Here is a 20,094-nt window from a genome sequence, read left to right as displayed (position 1 = left end):
GGGAAGACCATGCCCGACCTCATCGACATCCGCGGCGTGAGCCACGCCTACAGGACGCCCGCCGGCCCGCTGCCGGTGCTGGAGGATCTGAACATCTCGGTCCCCGAGGCCACCTTCTGCGCGGTCGTGGGCCCCTCGGGCTGCGGCAAGTCCACCCTCACCCGGCTGGTGGCGGGGCTGATGAAGCCCGACCGCGGCGAGGTCTGGCTGCATGGCGAGCGCGTGACCTCGCCGCGCCGCACGGTGGGCATGGCCTTCCAGAATCCGGTGCTGCTCGAATGGCGCACCATCCTCGAGAATGTGATCCTGCCGCTCGAGATCGTGGCGCCGCGGATGCCGCGGAAGGACCGGGTCGAGCGGGCGATGGCTCTCCTCGAGATGGTGGGGCTCAGGGGCTTCGAGGCCAAGCGGCCGAGCCAGCTCTCGGGCGGGATGCGCCAGCGCGCCTCGCTCTGCCGGGCGATCGTGCACAGGCCCGACGTGCTCATCATGGACGAGCCCTTCGGCGCGCTCGACAATTTCACCCGCGAGGATCTGTGGCAGACCATGCGCGATCTGCGCGCGGCCGAGCCCTTCACCTGCGTGCTCATCACCCACGACCTGCGCGAAAGCGTCTTCCTCGGCGATCAGGTCATCGTCCTGTCGGGCCGGCCGGCCTCCACCCAGTTCATCCTGAACGTGGGTCTGCCCGCCGACCGGCGCATCGACGTGCTCTATACCCCCGAGGCCACCGACATGCTGCATCTCCTGCGCGACCAGATCCGCATCGCGCAGGGACGCGAGGAGACCGTGGCAGGGGGCGCGGCGCCGCGCGATGGGCAGGCCGCCCCCGCCCGCGACAGAACCTCTCCGGCCCTTTCGCCCCGCGACGGAGGGGCCCGCTGATGGATCTCCTGCACAGGATCGGCGTGCCGCTCGCCGCGATCCTGATCTTCCTCGCGCTCTGGGAGGGGATCGTCTGGTGGAACGGCTGGCCCAACTACAAGATGGCCTCGCCCTCTGACCTGCCGCCCGCCTATGCCCGCTACTGGCAGCTGTTCCTCACGATGGGCTGGCAGACGCTCTGGCGCACGGTGGCGGGTCTCGGCCTCGCCGTGGTCTTCGGCACCCTCCTCGGCATGGTGATGGGCTTCTCGCGCACCGCCCGCGACGGGCTCTATCCGCTGCTCGTGGGCTTCAACGCCATTCCCAAGGCCACGCTCGTGCCGGTGCTGGCGCTGATCTTCATCGGCCAGCACGATTTCAACACCGTGCTCATGGCCTTCCTGATCTCCTTCTTCCCCATCGCCGTGTCGGTGGGCATCGGCCTCTCGACGCTCGAGCCGGAATATCGCGACATCCTCCGCTCGCTCGGGGCCTCGAAGCTCACGATCTTCTGGAAGATCGCCTTGCCCAAGACCCTGCCCGAGTTCTTCGGCGCGCTGAAGGTCTCGGTCACGCTCGCCTTCATCGGCACGAACCTCGTCGAGATCGTGAGCCCGCACGGCCGCGGCCTCGGCGCGCTCTTCAAGTCGGGCGAGACCAACGGCGACTATCCCCTGATGTTCGCCGTCCTCATCGCGCTCGCCTTCCTCGGCATCCTGCTCTACTATGCCGTGGTCGCGCTCGAGCGGATCTTCGCCGGATGGGCCGAGCGTCCGCAGCACTGAAATTTCACGAAGCGCGATGACAGGGCCGCACCATACCGCCCTGTTGCCTTTTCGCCGGATCGCGTCTCAAACTCGACCGAACGGTCAGGAATCACGGCAGGGAGAAGATGATGGAAGGCTTGGCGCAGGCGAACGACCTCAGCGAGGTGATCGAGGCGGACCGCGCTCACATGTGGCACCACCTGAGCCAGCACAAACAGTACGAGACGGTGGATCCCCGGATCATCGTCGAGGGCAAGGGGATGCGGGTCTGGGATGCGGCCGGCAAGGAGCATCTCGACGCGGTCTCGGGCGGCGTCTGGACGGTGAACGTGGGCTACGGCCGCGAGAGCATCGCCAATGCCGTGCGCGACCAGCTCATCAAGATGAACTATTTCGCCCATTCTGCAGGCTCGATCCCGGCCTCGCGCTTCTCCAAGCGCCTGATCGAGAAGATGCCGGGCCTCTCGCGCGTCTACTACTCGAACTCGGGCTCCGAGGCGAACGAGAAGGTGTTCAAGATGGTGCGCCAGATCTCGCACCGGCACCATGGCGGCAAGAAGGGCAAGATCCTCTTCCGCGAGCGCGACTACCACGGCACCACCATCACGGCGCTCGCCACCTCGGGCCAGCCGCAGCGCGCCGAGCAATACGGGCCGCTGACGCCGGGCTTCGTGATGGTCCCGCACTGCCTCGAATACCGCAAGCAGTGGGACGTCGAGAATTACGGCCTGCGCGCGGCCGACGCCATCGAGGAGGTGATCCTGCGCGAGGGCCCCGACACGATCGGCGCGCTCTGCCTCGAGCCGGTGACGGCCGGCGGCGGCGTGATCGTGCCACCCGCGGGCTACTGGGAGCGCGTGCAGGAGATCTGCCGGAAATACGACATCCTCCTCCATATCGACGAGGTGGTCTGCGGGCTCGGCCGCACCGGCACCTGGTTCGGCTACCAGAACTTCGGCGTGAAACCCGATTTCGTGACCATGGCCAAGGGCGTGGCCTCGGGCTATGCGGCCATCTCCTGCACGGTCACGACCGAGGCCGTCTTCGACATGTTCAAGGACGATCCCGCCGATCCGATGAGCTACTTCCGCGACATCTCGACCTTCGGCGGCTGCACCGCGGGCCCGGTGGCGGCGCTGGAGAACATGCGGATCATCGAAGACGAGGGCCTGCTCGAGAACACGCTGAAGATGGGCGCGCGGGTGATCGAGAACCTCTCCGCGCTGCAGGAGAAGCATGCCGTGATCGGCGACGTGCGCGGCAAGGGCCTGTTCTGCGGCGCCGAGCTCGTGGCCGACCGCGCCACGAAGGAGCCCATGGACGAGAAGCGTGTGGCAGCCGTGGTGGCCGACGTGATGGCGCAGGGCGTCATCATCGGCATGACGAACCGCAGCCTGCCGGGCTTCAACAACACGCTCTGCCTCTCGCCCGCGCTGGTCGCCACGCCCGACGACATCGACCAGATCACGGATGCCATCGACCGCGCCCTGACCCGCGTCTTCGGCTGATCCTGCGGGCGCCCGCCCCCCGGCGGGCGCCCCCTCCCGCCCCCGGGGTCCGGCCCTCCAGCCCGAGCCCGGGTCCTGCGCCCCGCCTGTCACCGCCGCATCGCCGGGCGCAAGCCCGCCCGCCGCATCTGCCGCCGCGCCGACGCCGCGAGGCCGCCCCCGAAGTGGCCCTCGACCTCTTGAACCGGCACCCTGCTGGCCGACAGCGGCCAGACCGAGGCCTGCGCAACCCTCCGCGCGCAAAGGCCGAAGGCCACGGCCCGGGTCGATCCCGGCCGAAGCTCCTCGAGAAGAGACGCGACCGGTCGCACCGCCCGCCCCTGCCGCCTGCGCCCACCCGCAGGGCCCCGCCCGCGAAGCCTGAGACCTTCCAGCCCGGCCGGGGCCGCGGGCCCTCCCCACCCCACCCTGCGACCCGATGTCAGATTCCGCTCACCCTAGGTCGCTTTGTGATGTGCCGCGCAGCCCCCGGCGCTATAGCCCCTTCGGAAAGACCACCGCGAGGGAGCCCCATGCCGAAGTTCGTCCTCACCGTCACCTGCCCGACCCGCCGGGGCATCGTCGCCGCCATCTCGACCTTCCTCGCCGACCATGGCTGCAACATCACCGACTCGGCCCAGTTCGACGATCAGGAGACCGGGCGCTTCTTCATGCGCGTGGGCTTCCAGTCCGAGACCGGCGCCACGCTCGACGGGCTCACCGCGGACTTCGCCGCCGTGGGCGAGACGCTCGAGGCCGACTGGCAGATCTTCGACAGCGCCAGCAAGATCAAGGTCCTGCTGATGGTGTCGAACTTCGGCCATTGCCTCAACGACCTGCTCTACCGCTGGCGCATCGGCGCCCTGCCGATCGAGATCGTGGGCGTCGTCTCCAACCACCTGACCTACCAGAAGGTCGTCGTGAACCACGACATCCCCTTCCATCTCATCAAGGTCACCAAGGACAACAAGCCCGAGGCCGAGTCCCGCCTCATGGCGCTGGTCGACGAGACCGGGGCCGAACTCGTCGTGCTCGCCCGCTACATGCAGGTCCTGTCGGACGCCTTCTGCGCCCGCATGTCGGGGCGGATCATCAACATCCACCATTCGTTCCTGCCCTCCTTCAAGGGCGCCAACCCCTACAAGCAGGCCTACCAGCGCGGCGTGAAGCTGATCGGCGCCACGGCGCACTATGTCACCGCCGATCTCGACGAAGGCCCGATCATCGAGCAGGATACGGTGCGCATCACCCATGCCCAGAGCCCCGAGGATTATGTGAGCCTCGGCCGCGACGTCGAGGCCTCGGTCCTCTCCCGCGCCATCCACGCCCATATCCATCACCGGGTCTTCCTCAACGGCAACAAGACCGTGGTCTTCCCCGCCTCCCCCGGCGCCCACGCCTCCGAGCGGATGGGCTGAGCCCCGCTTTCACTCTGCCCAAATATCCCGGGGGTGCGGGGGCAGCGCCCCCGCTCTTCCCCCGCTCTTCCCCCGGACGCTCAGGTCAGATCCTCGGGCTTCAGCGGCAGATCGTCGTGCAGCGGCACCGTCTGGCGCTCGATCATCCGGCGCACGCGCGGCTTGCCCGGCCCTTCGTGCAGCGCGAGCAACCGGTCCGTCACCTCGGCATCCGCCTTCGTCCGCCGCTCGTGGTGGCGCAGATATTCCGCCCAGGTCGCGACATGGTAGCTCTCGGCCCAGATCCCCGGCCGCTCCAGATCGCGCAACAGCACCCACTGCCGCGCCCCGTCCCGGATCCGGATCCGGCGCCGGTCCGCCATGGCGGCAAGGAAGGCGTCCACATTCTCGGGCACCACGTCATATTCGACCGTCACCATGATCGGCCCCGAGCGCATGCGCAGATCCACGGGCAGGCTCGGCTCCACGAACCGCCCCAGCGGGTCGAGATCCTGCATCCCGAAGGCCGGCAGCGGCATCCGCAGCCCCACGAGCGCCCCCACGACAAGAACGCCGGCCGCGCCGAACAGAGCCCCGTCCACGCCGCCCGCCTCGGCCGCCTGCCCCCAGAGGAAGCTGCCCGCCGCCATCCCGCCGAAGGTGGCCGTCTGATAGAGCGCCAGCGCCCGCCCCACGACCCAGCGCGGCGTCGCAAGCTGGACGCTCACATTGAACAGCGACAAAGCCAGCACCCAGGCCGCGCCCGCCGGCAGCAGCATGAGCCCCGACAGCCACAGCGCGCGCGACAGGCCGAGCCCGGTCAGCGCCAGCGCGAAGATCACGAAGCCCGCCCGCACGATGGTCTCGTTCTGGAACCGCTCGCGCAGGCGTGCGCCCGCGAAGGCCCCGCCGATGGCGCCCACCCCGAAACAGCCGAGCAGCACCCCGTAGGTGAAGGCGCCCCCGCCCACGAGGTCGCGCGCCACGACGGGCAGCAGCGCAAGCAGGCTCACCGCCGCAAGGCCGAAGAGGAAGCCGCGGAAGAGCACCTTGAGCAGGACGGGCGACATCGAGACATAGCGCAGGCCCGCGGCCACGGCCGATCCCAGCGTCTCGCGCGGCAGCCGCCGCGGCGCATAGTCGGGCCGCCAGAGGAAGAGCGTGAGGACGAGCGGCAGATAGCTCGCCGCATTGATCGCGAAGGCCGCCGCCGCGCCGCCCGCCGCCACGATGATCCCGCCCAGCGCGGGGCCCACGCTCCGCATCAGGTTGAAGCCCATGCTGTTCAGCGCGACCGCCGAGGGCAGGTCCTTGCGGGGCACGATGTCGCCGACCGAGGCCTGCCACGAGGGGTTGTGAAGCGCCACGCCCGCGCCGATCAGGAAGGTGAAGGTCAGCAGAAGCCACGGCGTCAGCAGATCCGCAAAGGCCGCCAGCGCCAGCGCGGCCGAGGCCGTCAGCATGAAGAGCTGCGCCGTCAGCATCAGGCGCCGCCGGTTCAGGCTGTCGGCCAGCGCGCCCGAGGGCAGCGAGAAGAGCATGATCGGCAGGGTCGTCGAAGCCTGCACCAGCGCCACCATCCCGGCGGAATGGGTGAGCTCGGTCATCATCCAGCCCGCGCCCACCGCCTGCACCAGCCCGCCGAAATTCGAGACGATGCTCGCCATCCAGAGGTTGCGGTAGGTGGGCAGTCGGAAGGGCGCGAGAGGAGAGACACGGTCGGGCAAGGGAAAACCTTCTGTCGGGCCGGCTGCCCCATGGGATAGGTCGCGCGAGGACGGCTGACAAGGGAGCGCCCTCCGGCGCTATCGGCGCAGCCGCGGGTCCAACGCCGGGAACCCTCGGCCCGTTCCGCCGGTTGAGCGCGGCGACAGGCGACCGCCGATGCGTGGACATGTCGGGGGCGAGGGGCGATCCCGACATGTCCGGCGCGGCAACGGCGCGGCCCGTTCCCCGCAGGAGGTCGTCTTTCTCAGGGGGGCGGGGCGGCAGCGGTCGGCGGCAGGTGCCGCGGGCCGGATCACAGGAGGGCTGCAAGGTGAAGGATGGCTGCGTTCTGGTCGAGATGTCGGACGGCAGCGAGGCCATCGTGCCGCGCGGCCTCGTCTATGTGACCGATGCCGAGCCCGGCATCACCCGGCGGCGCTGCGGGCGCGGCTTCGTCTTCCGCGGCCCCGACGGCAGGCTTCTGGACCGCGCGGAGCGCGCCCGCATCCTGCGCCTCGGGGTCCCGCCCGCCTATGAGAAGGTGTGGATCTGCCCGCTCGAGAACGGCCATCTGCAGGCCACCGGCTACGATGCGCGCGGGCGCAAGCAATATCGCTACCATCCCGACTGGGGCAGCTGGCGGTCGCAGGCGAAATACGCCCTCCTGCCGGCCTTCGGCGAGGCGCTGCCCCGTCTGCGCCGCCGCGTGGGCCGCGATCTCAAGGCCGAGGCGGGCGAGCTCGCCTTCTCGCTCGCGGCCCTCACCATGCTGATCGACCGGACCTTCCTGCGCGTGGGCAGCTCGGCCTATGCCGAGGAGAACAAGACCTTCGGCGCGACCACGCTTCTGGCGCGACATGTGAAGCTCAAGGACGGCGAGGTGCGGCTCGATTTCCGCGCCAAGGGCGGCAAGCGCGTGCGTCAGGTGCTCAAAGACCGCCGCCTGCACCGCATCCTGCAGGAGATCGAGGACCTGCCGGGCCGCAACCTCTTCACCTGGATCGACGAGGAGGGCCATGTGCGGCGCGTGGCCTCGCATCATGTGAACGAGTATCTGGCCGAGGCGACGGGCCTTTCGGGCGCTTCCGCAAAGACCTTCCGCACCTGGGGCGGCTCGCTGGCGGCCTTCGCCGTGGCGCGCGCGACCGAGGGCAAGCTCACCGTGAAGATGATGGCCGAAGGCGCGGCCGAGCGGCTGCACAACACGCCGACGATCAGCCGCACCTCCTACATCCATCCCCGGATCCTCGGCCTTGCGGACCTGAAACCCCATGAGCGCACAGCCCAGCTCGAGGCCGTGCAGCCTGCCGACCTGCCCGACCTGCGCAGCGACGAGCGCCGGATGCTCGGCTTCCTGCTGGGCTGACCTCCAACGCAGGCTCCCGACCGCCCGGCCCGTGATCGGGCCTTTGCCGTGCCGCCGGCACGGGACAGCGCACGCGCACACGGGCAACTCTGGCGGCAAGGCTGTGTCTGGCGAAAAACAGATGCGCCGCGCCGGGGAGCGACGGCGCGGCGCAGGCCTCGCTCGCGCGGATCAGCCGGACTTGTGCTCCGGCTTGCCCTTCCGCTCGGTCGCGGCCAATTCCTTCAGTTCCTTCTCGGTCATGGACTCTTCCATGCTCCGCGAGGCTCCCTTCAGATCGCTCTTCTTCGTGTCGCCGCGCTTCGCCGACAGGGCGGCTCCGGCGGCTTTCTGCTGGGCCTTGGACTTTGCTGGCACCGTTCACCTCGCAGGCTCGTGTCAGGAGGCCCGGCTGCCGGACAGCCCGGCCTCATTCTCAGGGCAGGGAACCGCAGGGCGCGCAGCCGGTTCCCGCGCCGGCTCGCCTTTCGGGCGAGTTTTTCGACACCGGCGGAAATCCGGCGATGCTCGGCAGGATGCCGCCGACAGGAGCCCTGCCGGAACCTGCCCGAGGCCAGCGCGGTTGATCCCCTGTCCAGCGCGACACTGATCCGATCCGAAGTTCCGGAGTCGAAAGATGAGACTTGTTCCGCTCGCCCTCGGGGCGCTGCTTCTCGCCACGCCCGTGGCCTTCTCGCAATCCGAGGCGCCGCCCCCGCCGCTGGTGGTGGTCGACGACGCACAGGTCTTTGCCGGCATGGCCGTCTCCTCGGCGCTCTTCGGCGTCGAGGCGAGCGAGACCGCCCTCTCCCGCACCCGGAACGAAACGGTGCGCGCCTTCGCCGAGAAGGTGCTGCAGGAGCGGCGCGAGACGGCGGAGCGGCTGGTGAAGGCGGCCGAGGCCGACGCGCTGGCGATCACGCCGCGCATGTCGCCGCGTCACGAGGCCGAGGCGCAGTCCCTGCGCGGGGCGGACGACCAGATGTTCGACGACCTCTATCTCGCGGGCCAGCGGCGCGCCATCGACGAGGAGGTCACGCTCTACCAGGGCTTCGCCACCGCGGGTCAGGAGAGCGCGCTGCGCGAGACGGCGGGCGCGCTTCTGCCGCGCATGGTGGCGGGACAGGAACAGGTCCGTGCCCTTGCCGCCCCCCGCGGCTGACCTCTGCCCCGGATGATCGCCGCTCTCCGGCCGCGCGACGCGACCGGAGCGCCTCCGGTCAGTCGCTCTCGCGGATCAGGGCGCCATTGTCCTCGGGCGCCTCGTTCAGGGCAGCGAGGAACGTGCGGCACCACCAGAGCACATCATGGGACTCGAGATGGTCCATCATGCGCCGCCAGCGCGCGATCCGCTCGTCGAGCGGCATCGAGAGCGCGCGGCCGATGGCCCCCGCCGTCTGCTCGGTGTCGTAGGGGTTGATGAAGATGGCCCCGTCCAGTTCGCGCGCGGCCCCCGCGAAGCGCGAGAGGATGAGAACGCCCGGATCCGCCGGATCCTGCGAGGCCACATATTCCTTCGCGACCAGATTCATCCCGTCGCGGAGCGGGGTGACGAGCCCCACCTTCGCCAGCCTATAGAGGCCCGCCAGCACCGGGCGGGTGAGCGACTGGTTCACATAGCGGATGGGCACCCACTCGATGGTGCCGTGCGCGCCGTTCACCCGCCCGCAATGCGACTCCACCTGCCCCTGCATCTCGAGATATTCCGGCACGTCCGAGCGCGAATGGGGCGCCACCTGCAGCAGCGTGACCTTGCCCGCCTGGTCTGGGTTGCGCATCAGATACCGCTCGAACGCGTCGATCCGCGCGGCGATGCCCTTGGAATAGTCGAGCCGGTCCACCCCGATGATGAGAGCACTGCCATGGAGGCTCTGCTCCATGTCGGTGACCAGATCGAGCCCGTCCGTCTTGGCCGCGAGCCGCGCGAAATCCCCGGTCTCGATGCCGATGGGAAAGGCCGCCGCCGCCACCTCCTTGTCGAAGGCGCGGAGCCAGCCCGGCGTCGACCAGTCGCCCCAGCCCTCGCGGCGCAGGCAGCCCACGAAATTGTCGAGGTCGTAGTCGGTCTGGAACCCCACGAGGTCGTAGGCCGCAAGGCCCCGCATGATGATCTCGTAGACCGGCAGCGCGGTCACGATGTCGGCCGGCGGCCACGGGATGTGCAGGAAGAAGCCGATCCGGTTGCGCACCCCGCGCTTGCGAAGCTCCTGCGCCAGCGGGATCAGATGGTAGTCATGCACCCAGATCACATCGTCGGGCTCGAGCATCGGCACCAGACGGTCGGCGAAGAGGCGATTGACGCGGAAATAGCCCGCCATCTCCTGCCGGGCATATTCGGCCAGATCGAGACGGCAGTGGAAGATCGGCCAGAGCACCCGGTTGGCGAAACCGTTGTAATATTCGTCGAGGTCCGCCTGCGAGAGGTCGGTCAGCACATAGCTGATCTTGTCCTGCTCCAGCGTGGTCAGGCCCTGCGGCTCTTCCTCGCCGGTGGAGCGGCCCGACCAGCCCATCCAGATCCCGCCGTTCTTGCGCAGCGCGGCATGGACGGCGACGGCCAGCCCGCCGGGCGGCGGGTTGCCGTTCTCGTCCGGCAGGGGCACACGGTTCGAGACGACGACGAGACGGCTCATGCGCCAAGCTCCACCACGAGGTCGCGGAGCGCCTGCGGCGAGGCGAGCCGCGCCCGGGCCAGCGTCGGCGCCTCGGTCTCGCAGATCCGCACCGACAGGCCGCCGCGGGCGTTGACCACCCGGAACATCTCCTCGTCGGTCACGTCGTCGCCCACCGCCACGGGCCTGCGCCCCGCGAAGGGCGGCTCCGCCAGAAAGGCCTCAAGCGCCGTGCCCTTGTTGGCCGAGGCCGGCCGCAGTTCCACCACCATCTTGCCGTGCTGCAGCACCCAACCGTCTCCCATCACCTTCAAGGCCATTTCCATCATCGCCCGCACATCGGGCTCGCGCTCGGGCGCCTGCCGGTAATGCAGCGCCACCGCAGCCACCTTGTCCTCGAGGAGGACGCCGGGCATCCGCGCCGTGCGCCGCCCCAGATCCTTGCGCAGCGCGTTCAGCGACGGCGCGAGACCCGCGCGGTCGAGCTCTCCCGAGGCGCGGCGCCGCTCGACCCCGTGAAGACCCGCGGCGGGAAAGAGATGCGGCCCGAAGTTGGCGTCGATCCAGTCGACCCGCCGCCCGGTCACGAGGGCGAGCGCGCCCCCGAGCCGTTCGGCCAGCCGCGCCAGATCCTGCGGCAGACCCGCGGCCACGCGCACGTCGTGCGGCTGCTCGGCGATGTCCACCAGCGTCCCGTCGATGTCGAGAAAGAGCGCCCAGTCATCGGGCGCGTCGCGCAGCGCGGATCGCAGGGCCGCCGCGCCGTCATCTTGGTCGGGATGCAGGGCAGGTTGGTGCATGAAGCCTCCAGCGAAGTTGCGGACAGAAGGGAACGCGCCAGAGGCCGATCGGGTTCACGGAAAAGTGGGACGAATGCAGGAAAAGGCGCTCCGCCACCGCGCAGCAGCCTTGCCCTGCAGGGATCTGGCGCCTCCGCCGCGACCGGAGGCCGCAGGGCCGGCGCCTCTCTCAGCGCCCGCCCGGCGCCAGAACCTCCCGCGCGATCCGCAGCAAGAAGTCCGGCAGCACGTCGAAGGCATAAGGCGCATGCAGGCGTTCGAGCGGCGTGTGATAGGACCGCCCCCAGGGCCCCACATTCACCGCAGGCAGGTTGGCGATCCGCCCGCTCCATCCCGTCGCGCCCCAGGCCAGCGTGTTGGCCGCCATGAAGGGCACCTCCGACGCATCCCCCTCGCCGAAGAAGGAGAGATCCGAGATGCCGGGGAAGAATTCCATCGTCCCGATCCGGCAGCCGTGCGCGGCCTCGACCGCGGCGCGGGCCCGGTCGAGGGCCCGCCGCAGGCCCTGCGCCTCGGGCCCGTGACCCAGATGCACCGGCAGGTAGGGGAGCGCGCCGAAGCCCAGGAGGATGGCCGGTCCCCTGCGCCCCGAAAGCCGCCAGGCCTCCTCGGCGAGTAGCCGGTTCTGGTCGGGCAGCGACAGGCCCTCGCCGCCCAAAGCCTTCGCGCGGGCGGCGAGCCGCTCCGTCGCCGCCTCCGGAAGGCTCGCCACCAGCTCCGCAAGGGTCGAGACCGGGATGCCCGGCACCTCGGCGGGCCGGCCCGTCACCGCCTCCTGCCGGGCCGCGAGGGCCGCGGCCAGCCCCGCCGCCGCCTCGAGCGCGATGGCCCGGAAGGCGCCGAGCGTGGCCATCGCGCCCCGCCCCTGCGAGAGCACGTTCCAGGTCGCAAAGACCGTGGCGGGCGTGGTCACGTCGTAGCCCTCGCGCCCGTCGCGCAGGCTGAGGAGGACGGGCGGGATCCCCGCCGCGCCCTCCTGCCCGTCCGCAAGCTCGGGCGCCCATTCCGCCCGCGCCACCAGCGCCGCGGCGATGGCGCCGGCATTCAGCCCCTCGTAGGGCTGGCTCGCATGGGCGGGCACGCCCGCGACGAGCGCCGTCACCAGAAGTTTGCCCACGCTGCCCAGCGCCACCACCTGCCCGAGGCTGCCGTCGCCCTCGTCGGTCACGCAGTCGCAGTTGATCGCGGCCCGGACCGAGAGGCCCCTCTCGGCCGCGATCTGCGGCAGCGCCTCGGCCAGCGCCCGCGCGCCGACCGATGTCACCTCCTCGTCCGGCACCGCCACGAAGAGGAGGTTGCCCGCGCGCTCGGGTGCGGCGGCCCAGACCTCCAGCGCCGCCAGAGCCGCGCCGAGACCGGCCTTCATGTCCAGAAGCCCCCGCCCCGGCAGGAAATCTCCCGAAGCGAGGTCGGCCTTCGCCAGCCGCTCGGCGCTGGTGCCGGGACTGGCCAGACGGCGCAGGAGCGCCCCCTGTAGCGCCTCGGGCTCGCAGGCCACGGGCTGGAGATCGCCATAGTCCGCATCCGTCACCGTGTCGAAATGGCCCGTCAGCAGGACCGTATCGGGCCCCTGCCCGCGCACGAGTGCTGCGCAGCACTCCCGCCCCAGCGCATCGCCGCAGCCGATGGTCCAGACCTCGGCCCCGGCCAGCGCGGGCGTGGCCCTGATCCGCTCCGCGAGCCTCTGCGCCAGCGCCACCTCGCCGGGCGTGCCCGTGACCGATCGTTGCCGCGTCAGCCACAGCGCCCAGTCCCGGGCGCGGTCACGATAATGGGCCATGTCTCTCTCTCCTGCTCGTCCGCCGGATCGTCCGCCCGGCTGTGCCTTGCGCGCGCGGGTCTCGTGCGCAGCGCCCGGCCCCATCCTGCGCCGAAGGCCGGGGCGACCGGAAGCCCCCGGACTTTCCCCGCGCGGGCTCCGCCCGCAGCTATTCCCGTGCCCCTCTGCCGGGAAGCGGCCGCCACGAAAGCGTGAGAGGGGGCGGCGTGATGTCGCCCATGGGCCCCAGCGGCGCCCTTCGGCTTGACGCATCCCCTGCCGGGCGGCAACGGTGAGGGCTGGCCCAGCTTGCATCTGAAGGAGGCACAATGCCCGAAGTCTCAGAATTCGCCTTTCGCCTGATGATGGCCGCCGTCATCTTCGTCGGCGTCGGCATCATGTTCGCCTTCGCCGGCGGTCACTGGTTCGTGGGCCTCGTGGTGGGCGGCCTCGTCGCCGCCTTCTTCGCCGCGACCCCGAACAGCAACTGACGGCACAGCCCCCGGGCTCCGGCCCGACGGGCAAGGCCGCACCCGGCCACGACCGGCCCGCAGGGCGCCGCCACGCAGCGGCGCCCTCTCCGTTCCGGCCCGTGACGGGGCCGCGTCAGCCGGCGGGCAGCGGGATCACATCGACGGCGTGGCTCGTCCTCTGGCCGCCCGCGATGCGCAGGATGCCCGAGACCGGCGCCACATCGCCGTAATCGCGGCCGACCGCGGCCACGATATGATCGGACCCCACGAGACAGCCGTTGGTGGGATCGACATCGACCCAGCCCTCGGCCCGGCCGCACCAGGCGCGCACCCAGGCATGCATCGCATCCGCCCCTTCGAGCCGCGGGCGGCCGGGCGGCGGCACGGTCCGAAGGAACCCCGAGACATAGGCCGCGGGCACGCCTGCGCCGCGCAGGCCCGCGATCATGATCTGGGCGAAATCCTGACAGACGCCGTGGCGATGGGCGAACGCCTCTTCGGGCGGCGTGTCGACCGAGGTCGCACTGCCGTCGAACCGCATCTCGCGGTGAAGCCGCAGGCCCAGAGCCTCGACCGCGCCCCGCACGGTGGAGGCCTCTGCCATCGCCTCGCGCGCATGGTCGGTGATGGCGGCCACCGGGCGGATCCGGGGCGAGGCCGGCAGGAAATGGTGCGGAGCGGCGGGGCCCAGATCCCGCACCGCCGCGATCTCGGCGGCAAGCGTCGCGAGCGGGCCCGAGCGGTCGGGGCCCGGCCCCTCGACCAGCCGGTCCACCCGGCAGGCGGCGGTGAAGACGATCTCGGAATGGTCGCAGCCGATGGCCACCTCGACCGTCCGGTTGCCGAAGAAGTCGGTGAACTCGCCCCGCTCGGCCGGCCGCGGGCTGATGGCGATCATGTCCTGCGACACGTCCTGCAGGCCGGGCAGATGGGCGGGCAGCAGCCGCAGCAGATGCCGCCCCCCCGAGGCGGGCCGGGCATAATGGTAGGTGACGGAGAGGCGGACCTGATAGAGCATTCAGCGCAGCCAGCTGTCGGTGATGAGGTCGGAGATCTCCCAGATCGCGCCGCGCAGCGCCCAGAGCGCCTGAGTGTCGAGCTGCTCGGCCCGTTCGGTGGCAAGGTTGGTGCGGGTGCGCAGGACCAGCCGGAGGAGGTCGGGCATCGGGCTCGCCGTGGCACCCGGCAGAAGGCGCACCTGCTCCTCGATCCCGTCGAGCTGGAACAGGATCGAGCGCGGGTTCATCGCATCGAGCGCCAGGAGATCCACCACCGTCTCGCGCGAGGTGGTGACGGCGAAGCGGCGGCGATGGGTCATGACGCTGTCGCCCACCTCCACCGCCAGATCGAGCCCGCCGTCGGGCGCGAACGGATCGGCCAGCGTGGCCAGCACCGCGGCCATGCCCGCCCCCCGCTCGACATGGCGGCCGAGTTCGAGGAAGCGCCAGCCGGTCACGCGATACATGTTCTCATGCACGAGGCCCGAGAAGCCGGTGATCTTGCGCAGGAGGGCCGACAGGGCGCGGGCCGCGTCATCGCCGGGGGCGACCCGCTCGGCCATGCGCCGCATGGTCTTGTCGAGATCGGCGAGCGAGGACCAGCCGTCGGGCGAGAAGCGGTCGCGCACCTGACCTGCGCTCGCGATGGCCGAGCGCAGCGTCTGGATCAGCCCCCTGGGGATGCCCTCCTCGGGATCCACCCCCTGCCCGCGGAAGAGGGGCGCCAATGCCGCGAGAAGCGGCGCGTTCGCATCGCCCGTCTCGGCCAGCCGCACATGGCGCGCCCGCAGGAGCCGCATGAGGCCCTCGGTGCGCTCGACATAGCGGCCGAGCCAGAAGAGATTGTCGGCCGACCGCGAGGGCAGCGCGCCCTCGCGCGCCTGAAGCTGGCGACCCTGGGCGGGGATCAGGCTCGCCGCCTCGACCGGGGTCTCGCTCACGATCCAGACGTCGGCCGCGGCACCGCCGTGCTGCATCGCCACGGCCCGCGGCTCGGGCGTCCGGCCGATCCGGGCGAAGCCGCCCGGCATGACCTGCCAGCCCGATGGGGTGCGGGCGAGGAAGACCCGCAGGCTCATCGGGCGCGGCACGAGCGCGCCGCCGATATGGGCGGGCGTGGTCGAAAGCACCACCGACTCCTGCCCCACGAGGCCCGCCCCCTCGCGCTCGAGCCAGGCCACCGGATCGCGCGGGGCGGGGCGGCCTTCGGTCAGCGCCGCCAGATCGTCCTCGATCGGCTGCCGTGTCGAGAGCGCGGGCGAGATCAGCATCCGGGACACATTGGCCGCGACATGGGCGCGCTCGGCTTCCTGCCCGCACCACCAGGTGGCGATGTTGGGCAGCCTCAGCTCCTCGCCCAGAAGCGCGCGGGCGATGCGCGGCATGAAGGCCAGGAAGGCGCGGGTCTCGAGCACGCCCGAGCCGAGGTTGTTCACGAGCGCGGTCGATCCGTGGCGCAGCGCCGAGACGAGGCCCGGCGTTCCGAGCTGCGAGCCGCCCTCCAGCTCCAGCGGATCGGCATAGGCGCCGTCGAGCCTGCGCCAGAGCACCGACACGGGCTCGGGCCCCGCCACGGTGCGAACCTTGAGTTGACCGCTGTCAACCGTCAGATCCTCGCCCTGCAGCAGCATGAAGCCCAGATAGCGCGCGATCCAGGCGTGCTCGTAATAGGTCTCGTTCAGCGGTCCCGGCGTGAGGATGCCCACCCTGCCGTGAGGATCGGCCTGCAAGTCCTGCAGCGCGTCGCGGAAGGTGCGGAAGAAGCCCGCGAGCCGGTGGACATGGGCCTCGGCATAGAAGTCCGAGAAGACGCGCGAGGTGGCGACCCGGTTCTCGAGCGCGAAGCCCGCGCCCGAGGGCGCCTGCGCCCGGTCGCCCAGCACCCACCAGTCGCCGTCCGGGCCGCGGCCCACCTCGAAGGCCAGGAAATGCAGATGGTGCCCGCCGCGCGGCGCGATGCCCACCATCGGGCGCAGCCACTCGGGGTTGCCCGCCACCAGCGCGGCCGGCAGGACCCCCTCGGCCACCAGCCGGTTCGCGCCGTAGAGATCCGCCATCAGCGCCTCGAGCAGGTCCGCGCGCTGGATCAGCCCCGCGCCCAGACGCTGCCATTCGGCCTCGTCGATCAGCACCGGCACATGGCTCAGCGGCCAGGCGCGCTCGTCCGAGCCTTCGGCGGAATACTGGCGGAAGAACACGCCCGCATCGCGCAGATACTGGTCGCCGCGGGCGAAGCGGCGGTGGAGATCGTCGGGCGAGAGCCCGGCCAGATGGCGCAGGAAGCCGCGCCAGACCGGGCGGATCCCGCCTGACGCATCCATCATCTCGTCGGGCACGCCGGGCTGGGGCCGGTAGCCGTCGGCCAGTCCGGTCAGGCCCGGCGCGAGGCGCGTCTTCCGCTCCATCAGAGCCCCGCGGGCCGTCTCAGGTCGAGCGTCATCGGAAACTCCGGATGCGGCCGCTCGGGCAGGAGCGGCCAGAGGCCGGCACTGTGCCCGTGGGGCTGAAAGCGCGCAAGCCTGCGCGCCTCGGCCTCGTTGCCGTTCACCGGGAAGGTCTCGTAGTTGCGTCCGCCGGGATGGGCCACATGATAGACGCAGCCGCCGAGCGACCGGCCCGACCAAGTGTCGTAGATGTCGAAGGTGAGCGGCGCATCGACGGGCAGGGTCGGATGCAGCGCCGCGGCGGGCTGCCAGGCCTTGAATCGCCCCCCCGCCACCGCGCGGCCGCTGGCCACGGGCACGAGCGGCAGCTCGCGCCCGTTGCAGGCCACGCGGTAGCGCGCGGGATCGGCGCCCGAGAGCGTCACCTGCAGCCGCTCGGTCGAACTGTCGGTGTAGCGCACCGTCCCCCCGATGGCGCCGGTCTCGCCCAGCACATGCCAGGGCTCGAGCGCCTGCCGGATCTCGAGATGCACGCCCTCGAGGGTCACCTCGCCGCAGAAGGGGAAGCGGAACTCGGCCTGCGCCCGGAACCATTCGGGGTCGAGATCGAACCCGTGTGCGCGGAGATCGGCCAGCACATCTAGGAAATCCTCCCAGACGTAATGCTGGAGCATGAAGCGATCGTGCAGCGCCGTGCCCCAGCGGGTGAGCGGCCCGGTCACGGGGCTCTGCCACATGCGCGCGATGAGGGCGCGGATCAGAAGCTGTTGGGCGAGGCTCATGCGCGGGTCGGGCGGCATCTCGAAGCCGCGGAACTCGACGAGGCCGAGCCGCCCCGTGGGCCCGTCGGGCGAGAACATCTTGTCGATGCAGATCTCGGCGCGGTGGGTGTTGCCGGTCACGTCGGTCAGGATGTTGCGCAGGAGCCGGTCGGGCAGCCAGAGCGGCGCCTGCGGATCGTCGGGACCGGGGATCCGGGACAGCGCGATTTCGAGCTCATAGAGGCTGTCGTGGCGCGCCTCGTCGATGCGGGGCGCCTGACTGGTCGGGCCGATGAAGAGGCCCGAGAAGAGGTAGGAGAGCGACGGATGCCGGTTCCAGTGCAGGATCAGGCTGCGCAGCAGGTCCGGCCGCCGCAGGAAGGGCGAGTCCATGGGCGTGCGCCCGCCCACGACGACATGGTTGCCGCCGCCAGTGCCGCAATGCTTGCCGTCGATCATGAACTTGTCGGCGCCGAGGCGGCACTGGCGGGCCTCCTCGTAGACCGCCGTCGTGATGGACACGCACTCTTCCCAGCTTGCGGCGGGATGGACGTTCACCTCGATCACGCCCGGATCGGGCGCCACGCGGATCACGTTCAGCCGCGGATCGTGCGGCGGCGCGTAGCCCTCGACATGGACCGGCAGGCCCATCTTGCGCGCGGCCTCCTCGGCGGCGGTCAGGAGGTCGAGATAATCCTCGACCGCCTCCACCGGCGGCATGAAGATGCAGAGCCGCCCGTCCCGCACCTCGACGGCGAGCGCGGTGCGCACCGCGCCCTCGTCGCCCAGGATCTGCTCGACCATCGTCTGGCCCGGCGCCGCGGCGGTGAAGCTCGCCACCGCGGCCTCGGGCGTCTGGAGCGGCACGATCCGCGCCCCGTCCGAGGGCGGCAGCGGCCCGCGCTCGACCGTGGGATCGGTCGGGTTGATGTAGGGATAGCGCGAGGGCGGAATGTGGGGCAGCGCGCCCAGAGGCAGGCGGTAGCCCACCGGGCTGTCGCCGGGCACGAGGAACAGGTGCCTGCGCCGCAGCCGCCACCGCTCGGACCGCCAGCGCGGGCGCGGCCCCTCAGCCTGCCAGCGCTGCACCGGCAGGACGAAGCCCGAGGGCTCGGTCAGGCCGCGCTCGAAGACGCGGGCCATGCGCAGCCGCTCCTCGGGGTCCTTCAGCTCCGAATTCTCGGGCGTCACATTCTCGGGGAGGTTCGCCTCCTTCAGAAGCCACTCGCCCGGATCCTCGTAGGCGGGCACCACGAGGTCGGGCTCGAGCCCGAGCTCGGCCGCGATGCCCTGCATCAGCCGCTCCGCCTCGGCCGGGCCCACGCCGCCCTGCCCCGTCTCGGCCGCCACCAGCGCCCCGTCGCGCCAGATGGGCGCCCCGTCCTCGCGCCAGTAGAGCGAGAAGGTCCAGCGCGGCAGGGTCTCGCCCGGATACCATTTCCCCTGCCCGTAATGCAGGAAGCCGCCCGGCGCGAACCGGTCGCGCAGCCGCCGGATCAGCCGGTCGGCAAAGGCGCGCTTGGTGGGGCCCACGGCCTCGGTGTTCCACTCGCCGGATTCGAAATCGTCGATCGAGACGAAGGTGGGCTCGCCCCCCATGGTAAGCCGCACGTCGCCCGCAGACAGCGCCGCATCGACGCGGTGGCCCAGCGCATCGAGCCGCTCCCAGCTCTCATCGGAAAAGGGTTTCGTGATCCGCGGATGCTCGGCCACGCGGGCCACCTTCATGTCGAAGGCGAAATCCACCTCGGCATAGCTCGCCATGCCGGCAATGGGGGCTGCGTTGCGGTAATGCGGGGTCGCGGCCAGCGGAATGTGGCTCTCGCCCGTCAGAAGCCCCGAGGTGGCGTCGAGCCCGATCCAGCCCGCCCCCGGCAGATAGACCTCGGCCCAGGCATGGAGGTCGGTGAAATCGTGATCCGTGCCCGACGGCCCGTCCAGCGCCTCGAGATCGGGCTTGAGCTGGATCAGGTAGCCCGAGACGAAGCGGGCGGCGAGGCCCAGATGGCGCAGGATCTGCACCTGAAGCCAGGCGCTGTCGCGGCAGGAGCCGCGCCTCTGGGCCAGCGTCTCCTCGGGGCTGAAGACGCCCGGCTCCATGCGGATCACATAGGCGATCTCGCGGGCGAGGCGCGCATTCAGCCCCACCACCATGTCGACGGTCCGCTGCCGGTCGCGCGGGATCGTCTGAAGAAATTCCCGAAGATGCGGCCCCGCAGGTTCGGGGCTGCGGTAGATCGAGAGATCCTCGACGATCTCCTCGGGATAGTCGAAGGGCCAGTGATCGGCCGCCTCCTCGACGAAGAAATCGAACGGATTGTAGACCGTCATGTCGGCCACCAGATCGACCTCGATGCGGAACTCGGTCACTGGCTCGGGAAAGACGACGCGCATCAGCCAGTTGCCGTAGGGATCCTGCTGGTGGTTCTCGAAATGCCCGCCCGGCGAGACCTTCAGCGCATGCGAGATCACCCGCGTGCGCGAATGGGGCGCGGGGCGCAGGCGGATCACCTGCGGCCCGAGCGTCACCGGACGGTCGTAGCGGTAGTGGGTCAGGTGGTGAATGCTCGCCTTGATCGACATGTCGCGCGTTCCTTGCCCGGTCCGGCCGACGGTTTCACGCATCGCGGCAGGCTGCCAATGGCCCATCGCCCGGGCGCGGCGAAAAAACCGGCGGCGCGGGGCGGAGCGCCCAAATCCTGTGCGTCCGCGCCCGACGGGCCGGGGCCGCACCCGCGCA

At 70.8% G+C, this 20,094-nt stretch carries 15 protein-coding genes; 7 read left to right on the top strand and 8 right to left on the bottom strand.

Annotated elements, in window-relative coordinates; translation table 11 throughout:
- Positions 1-9: 9 nt before the first annotated feature.
- The 4 genes from A9O63_RS11690 (at position 10) to purU (ending at position 4,536) form a co-directional block, all read left to right on the top strand.
- Positions 10-885 carry an ABC transporter ATP-binding protein gene (locus A9O63_RS11690; RefSeq protein ID WP_069332100.1) on the top strand — a complete coding sequence of 292 codons (876 nt, stop codon included), beginning with the start codon at positions 10-12 and terminating at the stop codon, positions 883-885.
- Positions 885-1,649 (top strand): ABC transporter permease, encoded by a 765-nt coding sequence (locus A9O63_RS11685; RefSeq protein WP_069332099.1) that lies wholly within the window; start codon positions 885-887, stop codon positions 1,647-1,649. The genes A9O63_RS11690 and A9O63_RS11685 overlap by 1 nt, the downstream gene beginning before the upstream one ends.
- Positions 1,650-1,756: 107 nt before the next feature.
- On the top strand, positions 1,757-3,139 hold the full coding sequence (tpa, locus tag A9O63_RS11680; RefSeq protein ID WP_069332098.1) for a hypotaurine--pyruvate aminotransferase Tpa: 1,383 nt from the start codon (positions 1,757-1,759) through the stop codon (positions 3,137-3,139).
- 512 nt (positions 3,140-3,651) lie between these two features.
- A complete protein-coding gene (gene purU / locus A9O63_RS11675) occupies positions 3,652-4,536 on the top strand; it encodes a formyltetrahydrofolate deformylase (RefSeq protein WP_069332097.1) in 885 nt (294 codons plus the stop codon).
- A gap of 80 nt (positions 4,537-4,616) precedes the next feature.
- Here purU and A9O63_RS11670 read toward each other — a convergent pair whose 3' ends face one another.
- On the bottom strand, positions 4,617-6,242 hold the full coding sequence (locus A9O63_RS11670; RefSeq protein ID WP_069332096.1) for an MFS transporter: 1,626 nt from the start codon (positions 6,240-6,242) through the stop codon (positions 4,617-4,619).
- Positions 6,243-6,553: 311 nt separating this feature from the next.
- Here A9O63_RS11670 and A9O63_RS11665 point away from each other — a divergent pair, with 311 nt between their 5' ends.
- Positions 6,554-7,588, top strand: coding sequence for a DNA topoisomerase IB (locus A9O63_RS11665; RefSeq protein ID WP_084295822.1), 1,035 nt, complete (start codon positions 6,554-6,556; stop codon positions 7,586-7,588).
- 171 nt (positions 7,589-7,759) lie between these two features.
- On the opposite strand, the gene A9O63_RS11660 is transcribed toward A9O63_RS11665, so the two are convergent.
- Positions 7,760-7,945: a DUF3008 family protein gene (locus A9O63_RS11660; RefSeq protein ID WP_069332095.1), complete on the bottom strand. Its 186-nt coding sequence runs from the start codon at positions 7,943-7,945 to the stop codon at positions 7,760-7,762.
- A 259-nt stretch (positions 7,946-8,204) separates the two neighbouring features.
- Between A9O63_RS11660 and A9O63_RS11655 the strand changes: the two genes are divergently transcribed.
- On the top strand, positions 8,205-8,729 hold the full coding sequence (locus A9O63_RS11655) for a DUF4142 domain-containing protein (protein WP_069332094.1): 525 nt from the start codon (positions 8,205-8,207) through the stop codon (positions 8,727-8,729).
- A gap of 58 nt (positions 8,730-8,787) precedes the next feature.
- On the opposite strand, the gene otsA is transcribed toward A9O63_RS11655, so the two are convergent.
- From otsA to A9O63_RS11640, 3 genes are all read right to left on the bottom strand, one after another.
- Complete coding sequence (gene otsA / locus A9O63_RS11650; RefSeq protein WP_069332093.1) at positions 8,788-10,200, bottom strand: alpha,alpha-trehalose-phosphate synthase (UDP-forming); 1,413 nt, start codon at positions 10,198-10,200, stop codon at positions 8,788-8,790.
- Positions 10,197-10,979, bottom strand: coding sequence for a trehalose-phosphatase (gene otsB / locus A9O63_RS11645; RefSeq protein ID WP_069332092.1), 783 nt, complete (start codon positions 10,977-10,979; stop codon positions 10,197-10,199). The genes otsA and otsB overlap by 4 nt, the downstream gene beginning before the upstream one ends.
- Positions 10,980-11,148: 169 nt before the next feature.
- The gene (locus A9O63_RS11640) at positions 11,149-12,759 is read right to left on the bottom strand and encodes a M20/M25/M40 family metallo-hydrolase (RefSeq protein WP_069332091.1); all 1,611 of its coding nucleotides are present in this window, start codon (positions 12,757-12,759) and stop codon (positions 11,149-11,151) included.
- Between the two features lie 308 nt (positions 12,760-13,067).
- On the opposite strand from A9O63_RS11640, the gene A9O63_RS22115 reads away from it, so the two are divergent.
- The gene (locus tag A9O63_RS22115; protein WP_002721225.1) at positions 13,068-13,229 is read left to right on the top strand and encodes a hypothetical protein; all 162 of its coding nucleotides are present in this window, start codon (positions 13,068-13,070) and stop codon (positions 13,227-13,229) included.
- Between the two features lie 115 nt (positions 13,230-13,344).
- On the opposite strand, the gene A9O63_RS11635 is transcribed toward A9O63_RS22115, so the two are convergent.
- From A9O63_RS11635 to A9O63_RS11625, 3 genes are read right to left on the bottom strand one after another with little or no spacing between them, the layout of a single operon-like run.
- Complete coding sequence (locus A9O63_RS11635; protein WP_069332090.1) at positions 13,345-14,229, bottom strand: transglutaminase family protein; 885 nt, start codon at positions 14,227-14,229, stop codon at positions 13,345-13,347.
- Positions 14,230-16,614 carry a circularly permuted type 2 ATP-grasp protein gene (locus A9O63_RS11630; RefSeq protein ID WP_069332089.1) on the bottom strand — a complete coding sequence of 795 codons (2,385 nt, stop codon included), beginning with the start codon at positions 16,612-16,614 and terminating at the stop codon, positions 14,230-14,232. It lies immediately after the preceding gene.
- Positions 16,614-19,937: a transglutaminase family protein gene (locus tag A9O63_RS11625; RefSeq protein WP_069332088.1), complete on the bottom strand. Its 3,324-nt coding sequence runs from the start codon at positions 19,935-19,937 to the stop codon at positions 16,614-16,616. The genes A9O63_RS11630 and A9O63_RS11625 overlap by 1 nt, the downstream gene beginning before the upstream one ends.
- Between the last annotated feature and the right edge of the window lie 157 nt (positions 19,938-20,094).

It is taken from the genome of Cereibacter johrii (assembly GCF_001720585.1).
GTDB lineage: Bacteria > Pseudomonadota > Alphaproteobacteria > Rhodobacterales > Rhodobacteraceae > Cereibacter_A > Cereibacter_A johrii.
This window is presented reverse-complemented; position numbering and strand designations above follow the sequence as displayed.

What these genes read in the sequence shown, in the direction of transcription:
- A9O63_RS11625 (WP_069332088.1), bottom strand. Translation starts at nt 19,937, where the DNA reads ATGTCGATCAAGGCGAGCATTCACCACCTGACCCACTACCGCTACGAC.
- A9O63_RS11685 (WP_069332099.1), top strand. Translation starts at nt 885, where the DNA reads ATGGATCTCCTGCACAGGATCGGCGTGCCGCTCGCCGCGATCCTGATC.
- otsA (WP_069332093.1), bottom strand. Translation starts at nt 10,200, where the DNA reads ATGAGCCGTCTCGTCGTCGTCTCGAACCGTGTGCCCCTGCCGGACGAG.
- A9O63_RS11690 (WP_069332100.1), top strand. Translation starts at nt 10, where the DNA reads ATGCCCGACCTCATCGACATCCGCGGCGTGAGCCACGCCTACAGGACG.
- A9O63_RS11655 (WP_069332094.1), top strand. Translation starts at nt 8,205, where the DNA reads ATGAGACTTGTTCCGCTCGCCCTCGGGGCGCTGCTTCTCGCCACGCCC.
- otsB (WP_069332092.1), bottom strand. Translation starts at nt 10,979, where the DNA reads ATGCACCAACCTGCCCTGCATCCCGACCAAGATGACGGCGCGGCGGCC.
- A9O63_RS11635 (WP_069332090.1), bottom strand. Translation starts at nt 14,229, where the DNA reads ATGCTCTATCAGGTCCGCCTCTCCGTCACCTACCATTATGCCCGGCCC.
- A9O63_RS11630 (WP_069332089.1), bottom strand. Translation starts at nt 16,614, where the DNA reads ATGGAGCGGAAGACGCGCCTCGCGCCGGGCCTGACCGGACTGGCCGAC.
- A9O63_RS11640 (WP_069332091.1), bottom strand. Translation starts at nt 12,759, where the DNA reads ATGGCCCATTATCGTGACCGCGCCCGGGACTGGGCGCTGTGGCTGACG.
- tpa (WP_069332098.1), top strand. Translation starts at nt 1,757, where the DNA reads ATGATGGAAGGCTTGGCGCAGGCGAACGACCTCAGCGAGGTGATCGAG.
- purU (WP_069332097.1), top strand. Translation starts at nt 3,652, where the DNA reads ATGCCGAAGTTCGTCCTCACCGTCACCTGCCCGACCCGCCGGGGCATC.
- A9O63_RS22115 (WP_002721225.1), top strand. Translation starts at nt 13,068, where the DNA reads ATGCCCGAAGTCTCAGAATTCGCCTTTCGCCTGATGATGGCCGCCGTC.